17 protein-coding genes, 2 tRNA genes and 1 pseudogene are annotated in these 16,572 nt (G+C 62.9%); 13 read left to right on the top strand and 7 right to left on the bottom strand.

Annotated elements, in window-relative coordinates; all coding sequences use genetic code 11:
• Positions 1-51 precede the first annotated feature (51 nt).
• Positions 52-1,263, bottom strand: a complete 1,212-nt coding sequence (gene sstT / locus BV82_RS17610; protein WP_010222446.1) for a serine/threonine transporter SstT — start codon at positions 1,261-1,263, stop codon at positions 52-54.
• Between the two features lie 213 nt (positions 1,264-1,476).
• Between sstT and BV82_RS17605 the strand changes: the two genes are divergently transcribed.
• Positions 1,477-2,631 carry an MFS transporter gene (locus BV82_RS17605; RefSeq protein ID WP_036996275.1) on the top strand — a complete coding sequence of 385 codons (1,155 nt, stop codon included), beginning with the start codon at positions 1,477-1,479 and terminating at the stop codon, positions 2,629-2,631.
• Here the strand turns inward: BV82_RS17605 and nhaR are convergent.
• Positions 2,621-3,517: a transcriptional activator NhaR gene (gene nhaR / locus BV82_RS17600; protein WP_010222444.1), complete on the bottom strand. Its 897-nt coding sequence runs from the start codon at positions 3,515-3,517 to the stop codon at positions 2,621-2,623. The two genes, BV82_RS17605 and nhaR, sit on opposite strands and share 11 nt — an antisense overlap.
• 135 nt (positions 3,518-3,652) lie before the next feature.
• Here nhaR and BV82_RS17595 point away from each other — a divergent pair, with 135 nt between their 5' ends.
• Positions 3,653-3,895, top strand: coding sequence for a hypothetical protein (locus tag BV82_RS17595; RefSeq protein WP_010222442.1), 243 nt, complete (start codon positions 3,653-3,655; stop codon positions 3,893-3,895).
• Between the two features lie 32 nt (positions 3,896-3,927).
• Positions 3,928-4,677 (top strand): TerC family protein, encoded by a 750-nt coding sequence (locus BV82_RS17590; protein WP_010222440.1) that lies wholly within the window; start codon positions 3,928-3,930, stop codon positions 4,675-4,677.
• Between the two features lie 127 nt (positions 4,678-4,804).
• On the opposite strand, the gene BV82_RS17585 is transcribed toward BV82_RS17590, so the two are convergent.
• Entirely contained in the window at positions 4,805-4,981 is a 177-nt protein-coding gene (locus BV82_RS17585; protein ID WP_010222439.1) for a hypothetical protein, read from the bottom strand.
• A gap of 161 nt (positions 4,982-5,142) precedes the next feature.
• Here BV82_RS17585 and BV82_RS17580 point away from each other — a divergent pair.
• A pseudogene (locus BV82_RS17580) lies at positions 5,143-5,881 on the top strand (peptidase C39 family protein).
• 28 nt (positions 5,882-5,909) lie between these two features.
• Here the strand turns inward: BV82_RS17580 and BV82_RS17575 are convergent.
• Complete coding sequence (locus BV82_RS17575; protein WP_010222437.1) at positions 5,910-7,193, bottom strand: NAD(P)/FAD-dependent oxidoreductase; 1,284 nt, start codon at positions 7,191-7,193, stop codon at positions 5,910-5,912.
• Positions 7,194-7,379: 186 nt separating this feature from the next.
• On the opposite strand from BV82_RS17575, the gene BV82_RS17570 reads away from it, so the two are divergent.
• From BV82_RS17570 to BV82_RS17550, 5 genes are all read left to right on the top strand, one after another.
• A tRNA-Val gene (locus BV82_RS17570) sits at positions 7,380-7,456 on the top strand.
• Positions 7,457-7,615: 159 nt separating this feature from the next.
• A tRNA-Val gene (locus BV82_RS17565) sits at positions 7,616-7,692 on the top strand.
• A 155-nt stretch (positions 7,693-7,847) separates the two neighbouring features.
• Positions 7,848-8,417, top strand: a complete 570-nt coding sequence (locus BV82_RS17560; RefSeq protein WP_036996272.1) for an SPOR domain-containing protein — start codon at positions 7,848-7,850, stop codon at positions 8,415-8,417.
• Positions 8,418-8,471: 54 nt separating this feature from the next.
• On the top strand, positions 8,472-8,987 hold the full coding sequence (locus BV82_RS17555) for a GNAT family N-acetyltransferase (protein ID WP_010222435.1): 516 nt from the start codon (positions 8,472-8,474) through the stop codon (positions 8,985-8,987).
• A gap of 13 nt (positions 8,988-9,000) precedes the next feature.
• Positions 9,001-9,426, top strand: coding sequence for a bifunctional (p)ppGpp synthetase/guanosine-3',5'-bis(diphosphate) 3'-pyrophosphohydrolase (locus BV82_RS17550; RefSeq protein ID WP_010222434.1), 426 nt, complete (start codon positions 9,001-9,003; stop codon positions 9,424-9,426).
• A gap of 3 nt (positions 9,427-9,429) precedes the next feature.
• Here the strand turns inward: BV82_RS17550 and BV82_RS17545 are convergent, their stop codons facing one another.
• From BV82_RS17545 to BV82_RS17535, 3 genes are all read right to left on the bottom strand, one after another.
• Positions 9,430-10,122: an endonuclease gene (locus tag BV82_RS17545; protein ID WP_010222433.1), complete on the bottom strand. Its 693-nt coding sequence runs from the start codon at positions 10,120-10,122 to the stop codon at positions 9,430-9,432.
• A gap of 6 nt (positions 10,123-10,128) precedes the next feature.
• Positions 10,129-10,398 (bottom strand): DUF1654 domain-containing protein, encoded by a 270-nt coding sequence (locus tag BV82_RS17540; RefSeq protein ID WP_026001273.1) that lies wholly within the window; start codon positions 10,396-10,398, stop codon positions 10,129-10,131.
• Between the two features lie 164 nt (positions 10,399-10,562).
• Positions 10,563-11,651, bottom strand: coding sequence for an asparaginase (locus tag BV82_RS17535; protein WP_010222430.1), 1,089 nt, complete (start codon positions 11,649-11,651; stop codon positions 10,563-10,565).
• A gap of 335 nt (positions 11,652-11,986) precedes the next feature.
• Between BV82_RS17535 and BV82_RS17530 the strand changes: the two genes are divergently transcribed.
• Genes BV82_RS17530 through BV82_RS17515 form a run of 4 tightly spaced genes read left to right on the top strand, consistent with a single transcriptional unit; the run spans position 11,987 to position 16,561 of the window.
• Positions 11,987-12,943 (top strand): sugar ABC transporter substrate-binding protein, encoded by a 957-nt coding sequence (locus BV82_RS17530; protein ID WP_036996270.1) that lies wholly within the window; start codon positions 11,987-11,989, stop codon positions 12,941-12,943.
• Positions 12,944-12,994: 51 nt separating this feature from the next.
• Positions 12,995-14,545 carry a sugar ABC transporter ATP-binding protein gene (locus BV82_RS17525; RefSeq protein WP_036996269.1) on the top strand — a complete coding sequence of 517 codons (1,551 nt, stop codon included), beginning with the start codon at positions 12,995-12,997 and terminating at the stop codon, positions 14,543-14,545.
• Positions 14,542-15,534: an ABC transporter permease gene (locus BV82_RS17520; RefSeq protein ID WP_036996268.1), complete on the top strand. Its 993-nt coding sequence runs from the start codon at positions 14,542-14,544 to the stop codon at positions 15,532-15,534. Before BV82_RS17525 ends, BV82_RS17520 begins: the two co-directional genes overlap by 4 nt.
• Before the next feature lie 4 nt (positions 15,535-15,538).
• Entirely contained in the window at positions 15,539-16,561 is a 1,023-nt protein-coding gene (locus tag BV82_RS17515) for a LacI family DNA-binding transcriptional regulator (RefSeq protein ID WP_010222426.1), read from the top strand.
• The last annotated feature ends 11 nt before the right edge of the window (positions 16,562-16,572 follow it).

Here is a 16,572-nt window from a genome sequence, read left to right as displayed (position 1 = left end):
CAGGGTAAAACACAAGCAGCCGGTGCAGGACGCACCGGCTGCTGTTCAGGCTCAGGCGGCCTGGCGTTCCTCGGCCAGGCAGGCCGCGGCGGTAAACAAGACGTCGGTGGAGGAGTTCAGCGCGGTTTCCGCCGAGTCCTGCAGCACACCGATGATGAAGCCGACGGCCACCACCTGCATGGCGATCTCGCTAGGGATACCGAACAGGCTGCAGGCCAGCGGGATCAGCAGCAGCGAACCGCCGGCCACACCCGAAGCGCCACAGGCGCAGACGGCGGCGACGACGCTGAGCAGGATCGCGGTCGGGATGTCGACGGCAATGCCCAGGGTGTGCACGGCGGCCAGGGTCAGCACGGTGATGGTGATTGCCGCACCGGCCATGTTGATGGTCGCGCCCAGCGGGATGGACACCGAGTAGGTGTCTTCGTGCAGGCCGAGTTTTTCGCTCAGGGCCATGTTCACCGGAATGTTGGCTGCCGAGCTGCGGGTAAAGAAGGCCGTGATGCCGCTTTCACGCAGGCACAGCAGCACCAGCGGGAAAGGGTTGCGGCGGATCTTCCAGAACACGATGATCGGGTTGATCACCAGCGCCACGAACAGCATGCAGCCGATCAGCACCGCCAGCAGGTGCAGGTAACCAAGCAGGGCGTCGAGCCCGGATTGTGCCAGGGTCGAGGCGACCAGGCCGAAAATCCCCAGCGGCGCGAAACGAATCACCACGCGCACGATCAAGGTCACCCCGTTGGACAGGTCGGCGACCACCGTCCGCGTGGTTTCCCCGGCATGCCGAATGGCCACGCCGAGGCCGATGGCCCAGGCCAGGATGCCGATGAAGTTGGCGTTCATCAGCGCGCTCACCGGGTTATCGACCACGCTCAGCAGCAGGCTTTGCAGCACTTCGGCGATACCGCCGGGTGCGCTCAGGGCGACGTCCGAGGTGTTCAGCGCGAGGCTTGAGGGGAAGGCCATGCTGGCAATTACCGCGACCACGGCAGCGGCGAAGGTGCCGAACAGGTACAACACCAGGATCGGGCGAATATGGGTTTCAGTGCCGTGACGATGGTTGGCGATCGAGGCCATGACCAGGATGAACACCAGGACCGGCGCCACCGCCTTGAGGGCGGAGACGAAGACCTTGCCGACAAAACCGAGGCTTGCTGCGGTGGCGGGGGCGAACATGGCCAGGGCAATGCCGGCGACGAGGCCGATCATGATCTGGACCACCAGGCTGGTGCGGTTCAACAGGTTTAGAACAGGGGTCATGGCAGGTGTTTCTCTGTTTTGTTCAGGGGCGGCGGGCGAACCACGGCGCTGGAGCATGGGGCACCTGGCAGGGCAGGGCCGAGAAAAAGGGCGCGACTTTAGCACAGCAGGGCACATTTGGTATTTGCGCTGTGTCAGACGGTAGGACGAGCGTGTAGTATGCGCGCCCTTTACAAACGGCCTTGGCCGTTTTTGTTCAGCTGCGGAGTGTAGATGTTATTGCCCATCCTGTTGCTGGCTGCGGCCGGCTTCACTGTGTTGACCACCGAGTTTGTCATCGTCGGCCTGCTGCCGGGCATTGCCCGCGACCTTGAGGTCAGCGTGTCTCAGGCGGGCCTGCTGGTGACCCTGTTCGCCTTCACCGTGGCCTGCTTTGGCCCGTTCCTCACCGCCTGGGCGGCGCGATTCGAGCGCAAGCGGCTGTTTGTTGGCATTTTGCTGGTGTTCGCGGCGTCCAACGCCCTGGCAGCCATCGCTGACAACCTCTATGTGATGGGCGTGGCGCGCCTGATCCCGGCACTGGGTTTGCCGGTGTTCTGGGCCCTGGCCAGTGAGACGGCGGTGGATATCGTCGGCCCGGCCTATGCCGGCCGGGCCATCTCCAAGATCAGCTTTGGCGTGGTCTGCGCCACGGTGTTCGGCATTCCGGTCGGCACCCTGATCGGCGATGCCCTGGGGTGGCGCGCGGCCTTTGCGGTGCTGGCGCTGCTGGCCCTGGCCAAGGCCTTGCTGCTGTACGTCTACCTGCCGCGCACGCCCCGGCACAACCAGGCCACTTCACTGCTTGGCCAGTTCGGCATCCTGCGCAGCCGCCTGCTGCAAGGCCATGTGCTGCTCTCGGTGCTGGTGTTCAGCGGCATGTTCACCGCCTACACCTACCTGGCCGACATGCTCGAGCGCCTGGCCGGCTTTGACGGCGCGCTGGTCGGCTGGTGCCTGATGGGCTTTGGTGCGGTCGGCTTGATCGGCAACAGCCTGGGTGGTCGCGCGGTCGATCGGCATCCGTTGAAGGCCTCGGCTGCTTTCTGTGCCCTGATGATGGTTGGCATGATTGCCGTGGTCCCGGCGATCCATACGGTGTACGGGTTGGGCCTGGCGCTGGGGATCTGGGGCATGACCCAGGCGGCGCTGTTCCTGGTCAGCCATGTGCGGTTGATCAAGGCCGCGCCCCAGGCCCCGGCCTTTGCCGCATCGCTGAACATCGCCGGAGCCAACCTGGGCATCGGCCTGGGCGCGGTGATTGGCGGGCGGGTGATCGACACCCTGGGCCTGGCCAACCTCGGTTATGCCGCCGCCATCCTTATTGGTTTGTCGGTGCTGCTGGCGCTGGGGCTGACGAGCCCGCGCCTGCAGCCGGCTACCAATTGAACAACTGGCGCCGGGCGCCTTCGGTGATGGCGACGATGCCCGGGTGCTTGACCTTGCGCTCCACCGAGATGGCATAGAAGGATTCGTTGACCGCGTCGGTCTGGCCGATCAGTTCGACGCCATACTGCTTGCACACCTCGTCGGCAATCACGCTGGGGGCGATGAAAATGCCGCTGCCGGATTGGCCGAAAGCCTGCATCAAGGCGCTGTCGTCGAACTCGCCGACGATCCGCGGCTGCAGTTGCTGTTCGGCGAACCAGCGCAGCAGACGGCTGCGCACCACGGTTTCCTGGCCGGGGATCAGCAGCGGCGCGTGTTGCAGGCAGGCCGGGAAGGTACGCCCGTACTGTTCGGCCAGTGCGGGCGTGGCAAAAAAACTGATCCCGCATTCACCGAGCTTCTGGCTGTAGCCCTTGATGTCCAGGTGGCTGGGCATCGGGCTGTCGGAAATCACCAGGTCCAGGCGCTGGATCGCCAGGTCCGCCAGCAAGCGCTCGAGTTTGTCTTCACGGCAGCTCAGGCGCAGGGCGTCCTCCATGTCCATGGTCGGCGCCAGCAGGCGATAGACGATGGACTTGGGCACCACATCGGCCACGCCAACCCGGAACAGGATCTGCTGTTCATCCGGCCGGGCCCGCAGCATCGCCTCCAGCTCGCCGCCAATCTGGAACATCTGTTCGGCGTAGGCCAGGGTTTGCCGGCCGCTCTCGGTCAGTTCCAGCTGGCGCCCGACCCGGCGAAACAACTCGATGCCATAGGTTTGTTCAAGCAGGGTGATCTGCCCGCTGATGGTTTGCGGGGTCAGGTTCAGTTGCTCGCAGGCGCGCACGATGCTGCCGGTCTTGGCCACCACCCAGAAGTAATGCAGTTGGCGGTAATTGAGCATGCCGATTCCCGATTCGTAAAAACCGAAGTATAACCGCTGAAAATACGAATTTTCCTGATGTATTCGTCTCTTTAGAATCCCTTGCCATCACGGTGCCCCTGAATGAGCACCGATCAATTGCACGGAGATCCACAGATGCTGCACGTCAAATCCATCGGTACACCCCTGGTGTTGCTGCTGGCCCTGCTGGCCATGAGCGGTTGCGAGCAGGCGGAAAAGTCCGCCCAGCAGATGCTCAACCAGGCGGCGGAGTCGGCCAAGGAGGCCATCGACAAAACCAACGAAGCCGCCCAGCAGGCCCTGAGCGAAGCCACCGGCTCCGAAGGCAGCGACAAGGCCGGCAAACCAGAGCGCGACGCCAGCGCCCAGGACATCTGACCCACCCCTTACCCCGATGCAGGATTTGATTCATGGAATACTTGTTGGAACTCGCTGCAAGCCCGACTGCCTGGGTCGCCCTGGCCACCCTGGTGGCCATGGAGATCGTCCTCGGTATCGACAACCTGATCTTCATCTCGATCCTGACCAACAAGTTGCCTGAGGCCTACCGCTCCAAGGCGCGGCGCATTGGTATCAGCATGGCGCTGGTGATGCGCCTGGGCCTGCTCAGCACCGTGGCCTGGATTGTCCAGCTCACCGAGCCGGTGGTCGATGTGTTCGGCCATACCTTCTCCTGGAAGGACATGATCCTCGTCGCCGGTGGCCTGTTCCTGCTGTGGAAAGCGACCAAGGAAATCCACGAGAGCGTCGACCCGCGTGCCCAGGCTGAAGCCAAGGCGTCTTCGACCATCACCCTGGGCTTTGCCGCGGCGATCGGTCAGATCCTGGTGCTGGACATCGTCTTCTCGATCGACAGCATCATCACCGCCGTGGGCATGACCGAGCACCTGCCGATCATGATCATCGCCGTGATCAGTGCCGTGATCGTGATGCTGGTGGCCGCCGACCCGCTGGCCAAGTTCATCAACGACAACCCGACCGTGGTGATGCTGGCCCTGGGCTTCTTGATCATGATCGGCATGACCCTGATCGCCGAAGGTTTCGGTGCTCACGTACCTAAGGGTTATGTGTATGCGGCGATGGCCTTCTCGACGGCGATCGAAGTGCTGAACATCATGTCGCGCCGGGCGCGCTTGAAGCGTGAGGCTACTGAAGCTTAATAATTGCTGAAGTAGAAACTGTGGGAGCCGGCCTTGCCGGCGATGGGATCAGCGCGGTGCTTGTGACTGCGCGGTGTCCGCATCGCTGGCAAGCCAGCTCCCACAGTGCTTTATGCCAGCTATGAATCTAATGCGCCCCGGCATGCCGGCGACTACGCCGCACCGGCACCGCGTCTTTGCCTTCTGGCTGAATACGATGGTGCGGATGGTGACGCCGGGCGATGCGCAACACTCCCCAGAGCATGGCGGCAGCGACGCTCAACCAGGCGCCGACCAGCATCAGGATTGCCATTGTCAGGCTCATGTCTGCCTCCTCACGTCCGCGCCAAGGCAACAAGGCTCGCCACGCGGACACCTGTTCAGTCTAGCCCTTTGCATGTTGCAGGCTATTGACCGATGGTCTAGCCGCTTGGGCCGCTTTGTTCTAAGCCTGTGTCGGGCTATACCCCGGACGCTGGCCAGCCTATGATCAGCGCTCAGGGCCGGGCAGTGGCTGCCGGCCGTCATCGAGCGAGTGTTCATGCCTCCACTGACTTCCCTAATCGGCTTCACCCCACGGCGCCTGCTGGCCGCCTGCGCGGTGAGCCTGGCCCTGGCCGGTTGCGCCAGCCAGCCGCCGTCCCAGCTTAAAAGCCTGCCGCAACGGGTCGAGATCGGCTCGGTACCGTTCTACCGTGGCGAAGCCAACCAGAGTGCGTCGATGGCCTTGGCGGCATTGCTGTCGCAACAGGGCGTGCGTATCACCCCGGGGCTGCTCGACAAACCGTTGGGCCTGCCGCACAACATCGACAAGCTTGAAGGCTCGATCCAGCGGGTTGGCCGCGAGTACGGCATGGTCGTCTATCCGCTCGACCCGCGTCTGGACGCCTTGCTGGCGCAAGTGGCGGCGGGCAATCCGGTGTTGCTGCGTTTTCAGGAGGGTTCGGCGTTCTGGAGCGAGCCGCGCTATGCCTTGCTGGTCGGCTACGACCGCTACAAGCAGCGGGTATTGTTGCGGGCGGGGGCGAACCGGCGCCTGCTGATGGAATTCGACGATTTCGAGTCAGCCTGGCAAAAGCAGGGGAGTTGGGCGGTGCTGCTCCAGCAGCCGGGCCAGTTGCCGGCCCAGGTTGACCGTCAGCGCTGGCTGAAAGCGGCCAATGACCTGGCCCAGGCGGGCCAGGAACAAGCGGCCCGGCAGGCCGTCAGCGCCCTGGGGCAATGACGGCGCAGGCCGGGCCGGGCAGGGGAGCTTAGAAGCCCAGGCGGTCGCGCAGGCTGTAGTACCAGGCGCCCAGGGCGCTGAACGGTACGCGCAGCAGTTGGCCACCCGGGAACGGGTAGTGCGGCAGCTCGGCGAAGGCGTCGAAACGCTCGGCCTGGCCACGCAGGGCTTCGGCCAGCACTTTGCCCGCCAGGTGGGTGTAGGTGACGCCGTGGCCGCTGCAACCCTGGGAGTAATAGATGTTGTCGCCCAGGCGGCCCACTTGCGGCAGGCGCGACAGGGTCAGCAGGAAGTTGCCGGTCCAGGCGTAGTCGATCTTCACGTCCTTGAGCTGCGGGAAAGCCTTGAGCATTTTCGGGCGGATGATCGCTTCGATGTTGGCCGGGTCACGGGCGCCGTACACCACGCCACCGCCGAAGATCAGGCGCTTGTCGCCGGTCAGGCGGTAGTAGTCGAGCAGGTAGTTGCAGTCTTCGACGCAGTAGTCTTGCGGCAGCAGGCTGCGCGCCAGGTCTTCGCCCAGTGGCTCAGTGGTGATCACCTGGGTGCCGCACGGCATCGACTTGGCCGCCAGTTCCGGCACCAGGCCGCCGAGGTAGGCGTTACCGGCAACGATGATGAACTTGGCGCGCACTTTACCTTGTGGGGTGTGCACCACCGGGTTGGCGCCGCGCTCGATGCGGATGGCGGGTGATTGTTCGTAGATCTTGCCGCCCAGCGACTCGACTGCGGCGGCTTCGCCCAGGGCCAGGTTCAGCGGGTGGATGTGGCCGCCGCTCATGTCGAGCATGCCGCCGATGTACTGGTCGCAGTCGACCACTTCACGGATGCGCTTCTGGTCCATCAGTTCCAGCTGGGTGTGGCCGAAGCGTTCCCACAGGCGCTTTTGCGATTCCAGGTGACCCATCTGCTTGGCGGTCAGGGCGGCGAATACGCCACCGTCTTTGAGGTCGCACTGAATGTTGTATTTGGCCACGCGCTCACGGATGATGCGCCCGCCCTCGAACGCCATGTGGCCCAGCAGTTGCGCCTGCTTGGGGCCGACGGTACGTTCGATGACGTCGATGTCGCGGCTATAGCTGTTGACGATCTGGCCGCCGTTGCGGCCCGAGGCGCCGAAACCGACCTTGGCGGCTTCGAGCACGGTAACCTTGAAACCGCTCTCAAGCAGGAACAGGGCGCTGGACAAGCCGGTGTAGCCGGCACCGATCACGCAGACATCGGTCTGTACCTCTTCCTGCAGCGCCGGGCGCGGCGGAACCGGATTGGCCGATGCGGCGTAGTAGGACTGAGGGTAGGGGGTATTGGCCATGCTGCGAAACCTCTGTTTTATATTTTTTACGACTGTACCGATGCTATCAATAATAATAAACACCCGCTAGTCGTGTGTTGAAAATCCTTTACCCCGGGTTTTCGCAAATACTTTTGTTATTCAGTGGCTTAGCGTTAAAAAAAGAGTTGACACTGTTCGTCGATTGCGTAGAATGCGCCCCACAGCAGGCACATAGCTCAGTTGGTTAGAGCACCACCTTGACATGGTGGGGGTCGTTGGTTCGAATCCAATTGTGCCTACCAAATCAAATCCGCCCCTGCTGGCGGTACACAAAAAGGCGATCCGCAAGGGTCGCCTTTTTTGTTTCTGGGCAATTTTGCCTGGCAAAGCAAAGCTGCTGATTTTTTTATGAAATTTCGCTTTACGAAGGTTAAAGACCTGCGTATTATGCGCCCCACAGCAGGCACATAGCTCAGTTGGTTAGAGCACCACCTTGACATGGTGGGGGTCGTTGGTTCGAATCCAATTGTGCCTACCAAACAAATCCACACTGCTGTGTGGTAACAAAAAGGGCGATCCGCAAGGGTCGCCCTTTTTGCATTTCAGCTGTAGGAGTGGGCTTGCCCCGCGATAGGGCCCTAAAGGCCAGCCAAGAATGCTAAAATCCGCCGCTTGCATTCAGGAGATAGACGCGTGCGCAAAGTGGCGGTGGTAATGGCGGTGCTGGCTCTGGCCGGTTGCGAGAACGAAGTCGAAGGCGTGCACAAGCAGGTGGCCGAACACCTGCAGAACCCCAAGACAGCCAAGTTCGCCAACGTGCGAATCGACCAGCTAGGCACCATTTGCGGCCAGGTGCGCGGCAAAGACGACGCCGGCGCCTTTGTGCCGTACCGCAGCTACGTAGCCCTCAAGCAGGCCAGCGGCTATGAAATCATCATCGCCGAGCAGGGCAGCAACCTGCGTATTCGTGAGCAGTGCGGCGGTGCCGACCTGCAGCGCGCCGCCGATGCTGCGGCCGACCAGCCTGCGCCACAAGGCTGGGATGTCGAGATCGTCCAGGGTGCGAACATGGGCGCCCTGAGTGACATGACCGCACGCCTGATCGAAAAACAGATCCCGTCCTCGGTGGTCTACCGCAACGGCAAGCCGGTGGTGCTGCTCGGCCCTTATCCGGACAAGGCTCAAGCCGAGGCTCAGCAAGCCGACGTCATGGCGCGCCTGGGCACCGACTCGATCGTCATCCAGCACGACGTCCCGCGCTAGCCAGCGGCTTCAAGCACCTCGTACACTGGCGGCTCATACGCAAGGAGAGCCGTCATGAGTGATTCATCCGCCGCCATTACCCTGCAGCGTTGTACCGAACAGCATGTCGAGGGCCTGACCGCGCTGTACAACGACCCGCGGGTGGCGCGTCAGGTGCTGCAGATGCCTTACCAGTCAGCGGAGATCTGGCGCAAGCGACTGAGCCTGGACAACGAACGGATGCTGTTTCTGGTGGCGCTTCACCAGGGCGAAGTCATCGGCAGTTGCTCGCTGGAACAATACGCCCGCATCCGCCGTGCCCACTGTGGCGGGATCGGCATGGGCGTGGCGCCCGCCTGGCAAGGCCAGGGTGTCGGCAGCCGGCTGCTTGAGGCGGTGCTGGAGGTGGCCGACAACTGGATGGGCCTGCAGCGGGTCGAGTTGACCGTGTACACCGACAATCAACCGGCGCTTGCCTTGTACAAGCGCTTCGGCTTTGCGGTGGAAGGTCAATTGATTGACTATGCTATGCGTGACGGTGAGTTGATCGATGTTTACAGCATGGCGCGTCTGCGACGACATCAATGCTGAGCAGGAGGGCCATATGTCTACGCTGGAGCGGGCCATTGCGGTGGCGGCGAGGGCACATGAGGGGCAGCACGACAAAGGCGGGGCAGCTTATATCCTGCATCCGTTGCGGGTGATGCTCAGGGTCTCGACGCCCGAGCAGCGCATTGTCGCGGTGCTCCACGATGTGCTCGAGGATTCGCCGATGACGCTCTCGGACCTGGCCCGCGAAGGCTTTGCCCTGAAGATTCTCGCTGCGGTGCAGGCGCTAAGCCGGCGCGATGACGAAAGCTACGAAGCGTTCGTTGTGCGTGTCGGTGATGATCCGCTGGCGCGTGTGGTCAAGCTGGCCGATCTTGCCGACAACAGCGACCTGTCGCGCATTGCCGTTCCCGGCCCCGACGACATCGCCCGCCTGGCCCGTTACCAGCAGGCCAGCGCCTACCTGCAGGCGCTGGCCTGAGCCTCAACCGCAAGCGCTGAGGTTCACCGGGCCGACGAACTCGTTGCCGTGGCCCATCACACAGGCCACCCGTTGGTTGCGCTGGCGTTCCCAGGGCTGCGGCGGGTAGGTCTTGTTCCAGGCTTCGTACAGCTGGCGGTCCTGTTTGGACAGCTTGAGGCTGTACTGCTTGCTCATATAGAAGTAGGTGCGCGCGATCATCCCGCGAATCGACGGCCGCGGCATGACCTTCTTGGCCTTGAAGTCCACCTGGGTCAGGCACGAACCGTATTGCCCGCGCTGCTCGGGCAGCCAGCCGAAGCTGAAGTTGCTGCGATCGCCATTGACCTCGCCAATGCTCGGCACCAGGTTGTGCAGGTCAGCCTCGGCGCGCTGGTAGACCTTGTCGTTGCGCGAGCAGTTCTTGCGCCCGCCGCTTTGCCAGCACTGGCGCTGATGGCCGATCTGCCAGGCGGGGACGATATGCTCCCATTCGATGCGCGAGGCGCGGTTGGCATTTTTGCGCGGCACATAACCGCAGGCCTGCAAATCGACCTTGTTACCGGTGTACTTGCAGCCGCAGTAGAACTCGGTGGACTGCGGAGCATACAGGCGCCAGGCGACCTTCTTGGCTTCGCTGAAGGTACGTGGTGCATCGGCGTGGGCGGTGGTGACACTGAACAACAGGCAAGCTACTGCAAAAACCGGAAATCTCATGCGCTTTCAATCTTCCTTCGGCACAACCCAGAAAATCTGCACGCCACCGTCGTCGCGGTAGGCGAGGGTGACGTTGTCGTTCTCGGCGATTTCCTCGAGCAGGGTCGCCCAGTCTTCAGGCGATTCGTGCTCCAGGCGGAAGATCAGCGCGGCGCGGGCTTTTTGCGCGGTGGGGGCGTTGATGATTTTCTGGATGCGGATGCCCAGTTGCTCGTAACTGCTGGCAGGGGCGGAAGTGGTGGCCACGAAGCGTTCCTTTTTTAGCTGTATGCGCATACAGTATTTTACTGTAAGCAATTTCGCAACAGCTCGTCGGTGAAAGAGCGCATGTGACCGCAAACCGCGCGGTTTGCTGCGGTCTGTTTAAAGTATTTTTTGCGAGGGTAGGGGAGGCAGGCTTGCCCGTCCTACAGGGCGGGCAAGCGCTTTGGGTTACTGAATCAGTATTCCCAGAAGATCCGCTGCAGCTCTTTGCTGTCTTGGGTCTTGGTCAGGGCGACCATGGCCAGGATGCGGGCTTTTTGCGGGTTCAGGTCGTGAGCGACGACGTAGTCGTTCTTGTCGTCAGGCTGTTCGGCGTTGCGCAGCACGAAGCCGCCAGCATTGACGTGGGACGAGCGAATGATCTGCACGCCTTGTTTGCGCAGTTCCTGCAGGGTAGGCGCTACACGGGACGATACCGAGCCATTGCCGGTGCCAGCGTGGATGATCGCCTTGGCGCCATTTTGTGCCAGCGACTTGTAGGCGGTATCAGTGACGTTGCCATAGCCGTAGGCGATGTCCACGGCAGGCAGGCTGCTGATTTTCTTGATGTCGAATTCCGAATCGGCGGTGTGACGCTTGGCCGGCAGGCGGAACCAGTAGGATTTACCTTCCACGACCATGCCCAGCGGGCCCCATTGGCTCTTGAAGGCTTCGGTCTTGATGTTCACGGCCTTGCTGACGTCACGGCCCGACTGAATCTCGTCGTTCATGGTGACCAGCACGCCTTTGCCGCGCGAATCCTTGTTGCTGGCAACGGCCACGGCGTTGTACAGGTTGAGCATGCCGTCAGCCGACATGGCGGTACCTGGGCGCATGGAGCCGACCACGACGATTGGCTTGTCGGTTTTTTCGACCAGGTTGAGGAAGTAGGCGGTCTCTTCCAGGGTATCGGTACCGTGGGTGATGACGATGCCGTCGACGTCCTTGCTCTCGGCCAGTTCCGCAACGCGCTTGCCCAGTTGCAGCAAGTTTTCGTTGCTGATGCTTTCGGAAGCGATCTGCAGCACTTGTTCGCCGCGCACGTTAGCCAGGGTGGCCAGTTCCGGAACGCCGGCGATCAGCTTGTCGACACCGACTTTGGCGGCCTGGTAGGTCGCGCTGTTGGCGGTGCTGGCGCCGGCGCCGGCAATGGTGCCGCCGGTGGCGAGGATCACCACGTTGGCGAGTTTCTGTTGGTTTTCGACTTCCTTGGCGTTGACGCCTGCGGGCATTAACAGCAGCAGGGCCATAGCGCCCGGAACGAAGGAATTAAGCGCAGCTTTCATCGTTGATTTCTCTTCTGGCTGGAGTTTGCTGTGTAACGCGCTCAAGGGAGCAGGTTTCATACCAGAACTGCCGCTCGTCGGTTTTCATCTTGATTCTATTGATTTTCATGGGCTTAGAAGAGTCGGTGATGCGCGGACGGAGCATTTTCCTATTCGGAATTCCGAATATTGTGTACAAGAGGTGTTCGGTTTTCCGGTTGTTTTTAGGATAATTCCTACGAGCACTGACCAGGTGGTCTCCGGCAGCGAATTTGACAAAACCGGGTGACGTTCTCATAGTGAGTTAACGCAAACGTTTGCGACCCGATAAAAATCATAAGATCCGGAGTAAACCCATGAAGCTGCCCTTTGCTGGACGCCTGCTGGCGCTCGCCGTTCTGTCCTCGCTGACCCTCGCCACCCCCTTTTCCCAAGCCCTGGCCGACGAAGCCAAGCCCAAAGTCGCGCTGGTGATGAAGTCGCTGGCCAACGAATTCTTCCTGACCATGGAAGACGGCGCCAAGGCCTACCAGAAAGACCACGCCACTGAATTCGAACTGGTATCCAACGGCATCAAGGACGAGACCGATGCCGGCAACCAGATCCGTATCGTCGAGCAGATGATCGTCTCCGGGGTCAATGCCCTGGTCATCGCCCCGGCCGACTCCAAGGCCCTGGTGCCGGTGGTGAAAAAGGCCATGGACGCTGGCATCACCGTGATCAACATCGACAACCGCCTCGACCCCGAGGTGCTCAAGAGCAAGAACCTCAGCGTGCCGTTCGTAGGCCCCGACAACCGCAAGGGCGCACGCCTGGTCGGTGAATACCTGGCCAAGCAGAAGCTCAAGGCCGGTGACCAGGTCGCCATCATCGAGGGCGTCTCGACCACCACCAACGCCCAGCAGCGCACCGCCGGCTTCAAGGATGCGATGCAAGCGGCGCAGATCAAGGTCGTCTCGGTGCAGTCGGGCGACTGGGAAATTGCCAAGGGCAATGCCGTCGCCGCCGCCATGCTCAACGCCAACCCTGACCTCAAAGCCCTGCTGGCCGGCAACGACAGCATGGCCCTCGGTGCGGTTTCCGCGGTGCGCGCAGCGGGCAAGGCCGGCCAGGTGCAGGTAGTCGGTTACGACAACATCAACGCCATCAAGCCGATGCTCAAGGATGGCCGCGTGCTTGCCACCGCCGACCAGTACGCCGCCAAGCAGGCAGTGTTCGGCATCGAGGCGGCGCTGAAGATGCTCAAGGGCGAAAAAGCCGACGTCGACGCCGACAACGTCATCCAGACGCCGGTCGAGCTGGTCACCCACTAAGTAGTCGCATGATGGGCGTCCGCCGTGCGGCGGGCGCCAGGAGAACAGGCAATGTCAGCGACTGCGGATGTCGTACTTTCAGTCAGCGCGATCGGCAAGACCTACGCCCAGCCGGTGCTCGGCGATATCGACCTGAGCCTGCGCCGGGGCGAAGTGCTGGCCCTGACTGGCGAAAATGGCGCGGGCAAGAGCACCCTGTCGAAGATCATCGGCGGCCTCGAAGTGCCCACCACCGGGCAGATGCTCTATCAGGGCCAGCCTTACCAACCGGGCAGCCGCGCCGCCGCCGAGCGGCTGGGCGTGCGCATGGTCATGCAGGAACTCAACCTGCTGCCAACCCTGACCGTGGCCGAGAACCTGTTTCTCGACAATTTGCCCGGGCGTGCCGGCTGGATCAACCGCAAGCGCCTGCGCCAGCTGGCGGTGGCGGCCATGGCCCAGGTCGGCCTGGACGCCATCGACCCGGATACCCCGGTCGGCGAGCTGGGCATCGGCCATCAGCAGATGGTCGAGATCGCCCGCAACCTGATCGGCGACTGCCATGTGCTGATCTTCGACGAGCCCACGGCGATGCTTACCGCCCGCGAGGTGGAGCTGCTGTTCAGCCAGATCGAGCGCTTGCAGCAGCGCGGCGTCGCCATCATTTATATCTCCCATCGCCTTGAAGAACTCAAGCGCATCGCCCAGCGCATTGCCGTGCTGCGCGATGGCAAGCTGGTGTGTGTCGAGCCGATGCAGCGTTACAACAGTGAGCAACTGGTCAACCTGATGGTCGGCCGCGAGCTGGGCGAACATATCGACCTGGGCGTGCGCAACATCGGCGCGCCGATCCTCAAGGTCAACGGCCTGACCCGCAGCGACAAGGTCAAGGATGTCTCGTTCGAGGTGCGCAGCGGCGAGATTTTCGGTATCTCCGGCCTGATCGGTGCCGGGCGCACTGAGCTGCTGCGGCTGATCTACGGCGCCGATAGCGCCGACAGCGGCAGCCTCGAGCTGGGCAGCCCGTTGCGCCCGGTGCGGGTCGACTCACCTGTGGCTGCGGTGCGCCAGGGCATTGCCCTGATCACCGAAGACCGCAAGGGCGAAGGCCTGCTGTTGAGCCAGTCGATCAGTGCCAATATCGCCCTGGGCAACCTGCCGGCGATTTCCCGCGCGGGCGTGGTCGACAAAGGTGCCGAGCGCGAACTGGCCGAACGGCAGATCGCCGCCATGCGCATCCGCAGTTCCAGTCCCGAGCAGGTGGTCGGCGAGTTGTCGGGCGGCAACCAGCAGAAGGTGGTGATCGGCCGCTGGCTGGAGCGCGACTGTTCAGTGCTGCTGTTCGACGAACCGACCCGCGGCATCGACGTGGGCGCCAAGTTCGACATCTACGGCCTCTTGGCCGAACTGGCGCGCCAGGGCAAGGCGCTGGTGGTGGTGTCCAGCGACCTGCGCGAGCTGATGCTGATCTGCGACCGCATCGGCGTGCTCAGCGCCGGGCGCCTGATCGACACCTTCGAGCGCGACAGCTGGACCCAGGACCAACTACTGGCCGCGGCCTTTGCCGGCTATCAGAAACGTGATGCGTTGCTGCATGAAGCGGCGCCCAGGACAACCCCATGAAAACCACGCAACTGGACACCGCCGCCCCGAGCGCCAAGCGCAGCGGCACCTACTTTGGCCTGGGTACCTACCTGGGCCTGGCCGGCGCCTTGCTGGCGATGATCGTACTGTTCTCGTTTTTGAGTAGTCACTTTCTGTCGTATGCCACCTTCAGCACCCTGGCCAACCAGATTCCCGATCTGATGGTGCTGGCGGTGGGCATGACCTTCGTGCTGATCATCGGCGGCATCGACCTGTCGGTGGGCTCGGTGCTGGCCCTGGCCGGGTCGGCGGTCAGCGTGGCGATGCTCGGCTGGGGCTGGAGCGTGATGCCCGCGGCCCTGCTCGGCATGGCGGTGGCGGCGCTGGCCGGCAGCATCACCGGTTCGATCACCGTGGCCTGGCGCATCCCGTCGTTCATTGTTTCCCTCGGCGTGCTGGAAATGGCCCGGGGCATGGCCTATCAATTGACCGATTCGCGCACCGCCTACATCGGTGATGCCTTTGCCTGGCTGTCCAACCCCCTGGCCTTTGGCGTGTCGCCGTCGTTCCTGATTGCCTTGCTGGTAATCATCCTCGCCCAACTGGTACTCACGCGCACGGTGTTCGGCCGCTACCTGATCGGTATCGGCACCAACGAAGAAGCAGTGCGCCTGGCCGGTATCGATCCGCGCCCCTACAAGATCCTGGTGTTCTCGTTGATGGGCCTGCTCGCGGGCCTCGCCGCGCTGTTCCAGATTTCCCGCCTGGAGGCCGCCGACCCCAATGCCGGCTCCGGCTTGGAGTTGCAGGTGATCGCCGCGGTGGTGATCGGCGGCACCAGCCTGATGGGCGGGCGCGGTTCGGTGATCAGCACCTTTTTCGGCGTGCTGATCATCTCGGTGCTGGCCGCAGGCCTGGCGCAGATCGGCGCCTCGGAACCGACCAAGCGCATCATCACCGGGGCGGTGATCGTCATCGCCGTGGTCCTCGACACTTACCGCAGCCGGCGCGCGCGCAGGCGGAACTGAAACAATGGCTACCATCAAAGATGTCGCGGCACTGGCGGGGATTTCCTATACCACCGTGTCCCATGTACTGAACAAGACCCGCCCGGTCAGTGAGCCGGTGCGCCTCAAGGTCGAGGCGGCCATTGCCGAGCTCGACTACGTGCCCAGCGCCGTGGCCCGCTCGCTCAAGGCGCGCAGCACCGCAACCATCGGCCTGCTGGTGCCCAACAGCGTCAACCCGTACTTCGCCGAACTGGCCCGGGGGATCGAGGACGGCTGCGAGCGCAACGGCTACTGCGTGATCCTCTGCAACTCCGACGACAACCCGCAAAAGCAGCGCAGCTATCTGCGCGTGCTGCTGGAAAAGCGCATTGATGGCCTGATCGTCGCCTCGGTCGGCGAAGACCGCGACCTGCTCGACAGCCTGGCCAGCGTGCGCACGCCGATGGTCATCGTCGACCGCGCCCTGGAGGGCGTGGCCGCCGACCTGGTACGCATCGACCATGAGCAGGGTGCTTACCTGGCCACCCGGCACCTGCTGGACCTGGGCCATCGCGACATCGCCTGCATCGGCGGCCCGGCCAGCACCAGCGTTGCCCAGTTGCGCCTGGCCGGTTTCCATCGGGCGCTGGCCGAGGCCGGCGTTACTCCACGTCAGGACTGGCTGCTGAGCAGCGATTTCACCAGCCTCGGCGGTTACGCCGCGGCGGCACTGCTGCTCGAAGGCGAGCGGCCGACGGCGATCTTCGCTGGCAACGACATGATCGGCATCGGCGTATTGCGCGCCGCTGCCGAGCGCAACATCTGCGTGCCCAGCGAGCTGTCGGTGATCGGCTTCGACGATATCCAGATCAGCCAGTACGTGTTCCCGGCGTTGACCACCGTCGGCCAGTCGATCCGCGAGCTCGGTGAAAACGCCGCCGAACTGCTGCTGCGGCGTATTGCCGAACCGCTGCGCGGCGCGCCGGAGCAGCGCATTGTCGCGCCGAGCATCGTCCTGCGTGAGTCGACTGCGCCGCGCCCCGACCTTTTCAATGATTACCGCTGAGAACGAGCCCG

It is taken from the genome of Pseudomonas donghuensis, from assembly GCF_000696345.2.
GTDB classification, from domain to species: Bacteria; Pseudomonadota; Gammaproteobacteria; order Pseudomonadales; family Pseudomonadaceae; genus Aquipseudomonas; species Aquipseudomonas donghuensis.
Note: the sequence above shows the minus strand (reverse complement) of the source record. Positions and strands in the feature narration are given on the sequence as shown.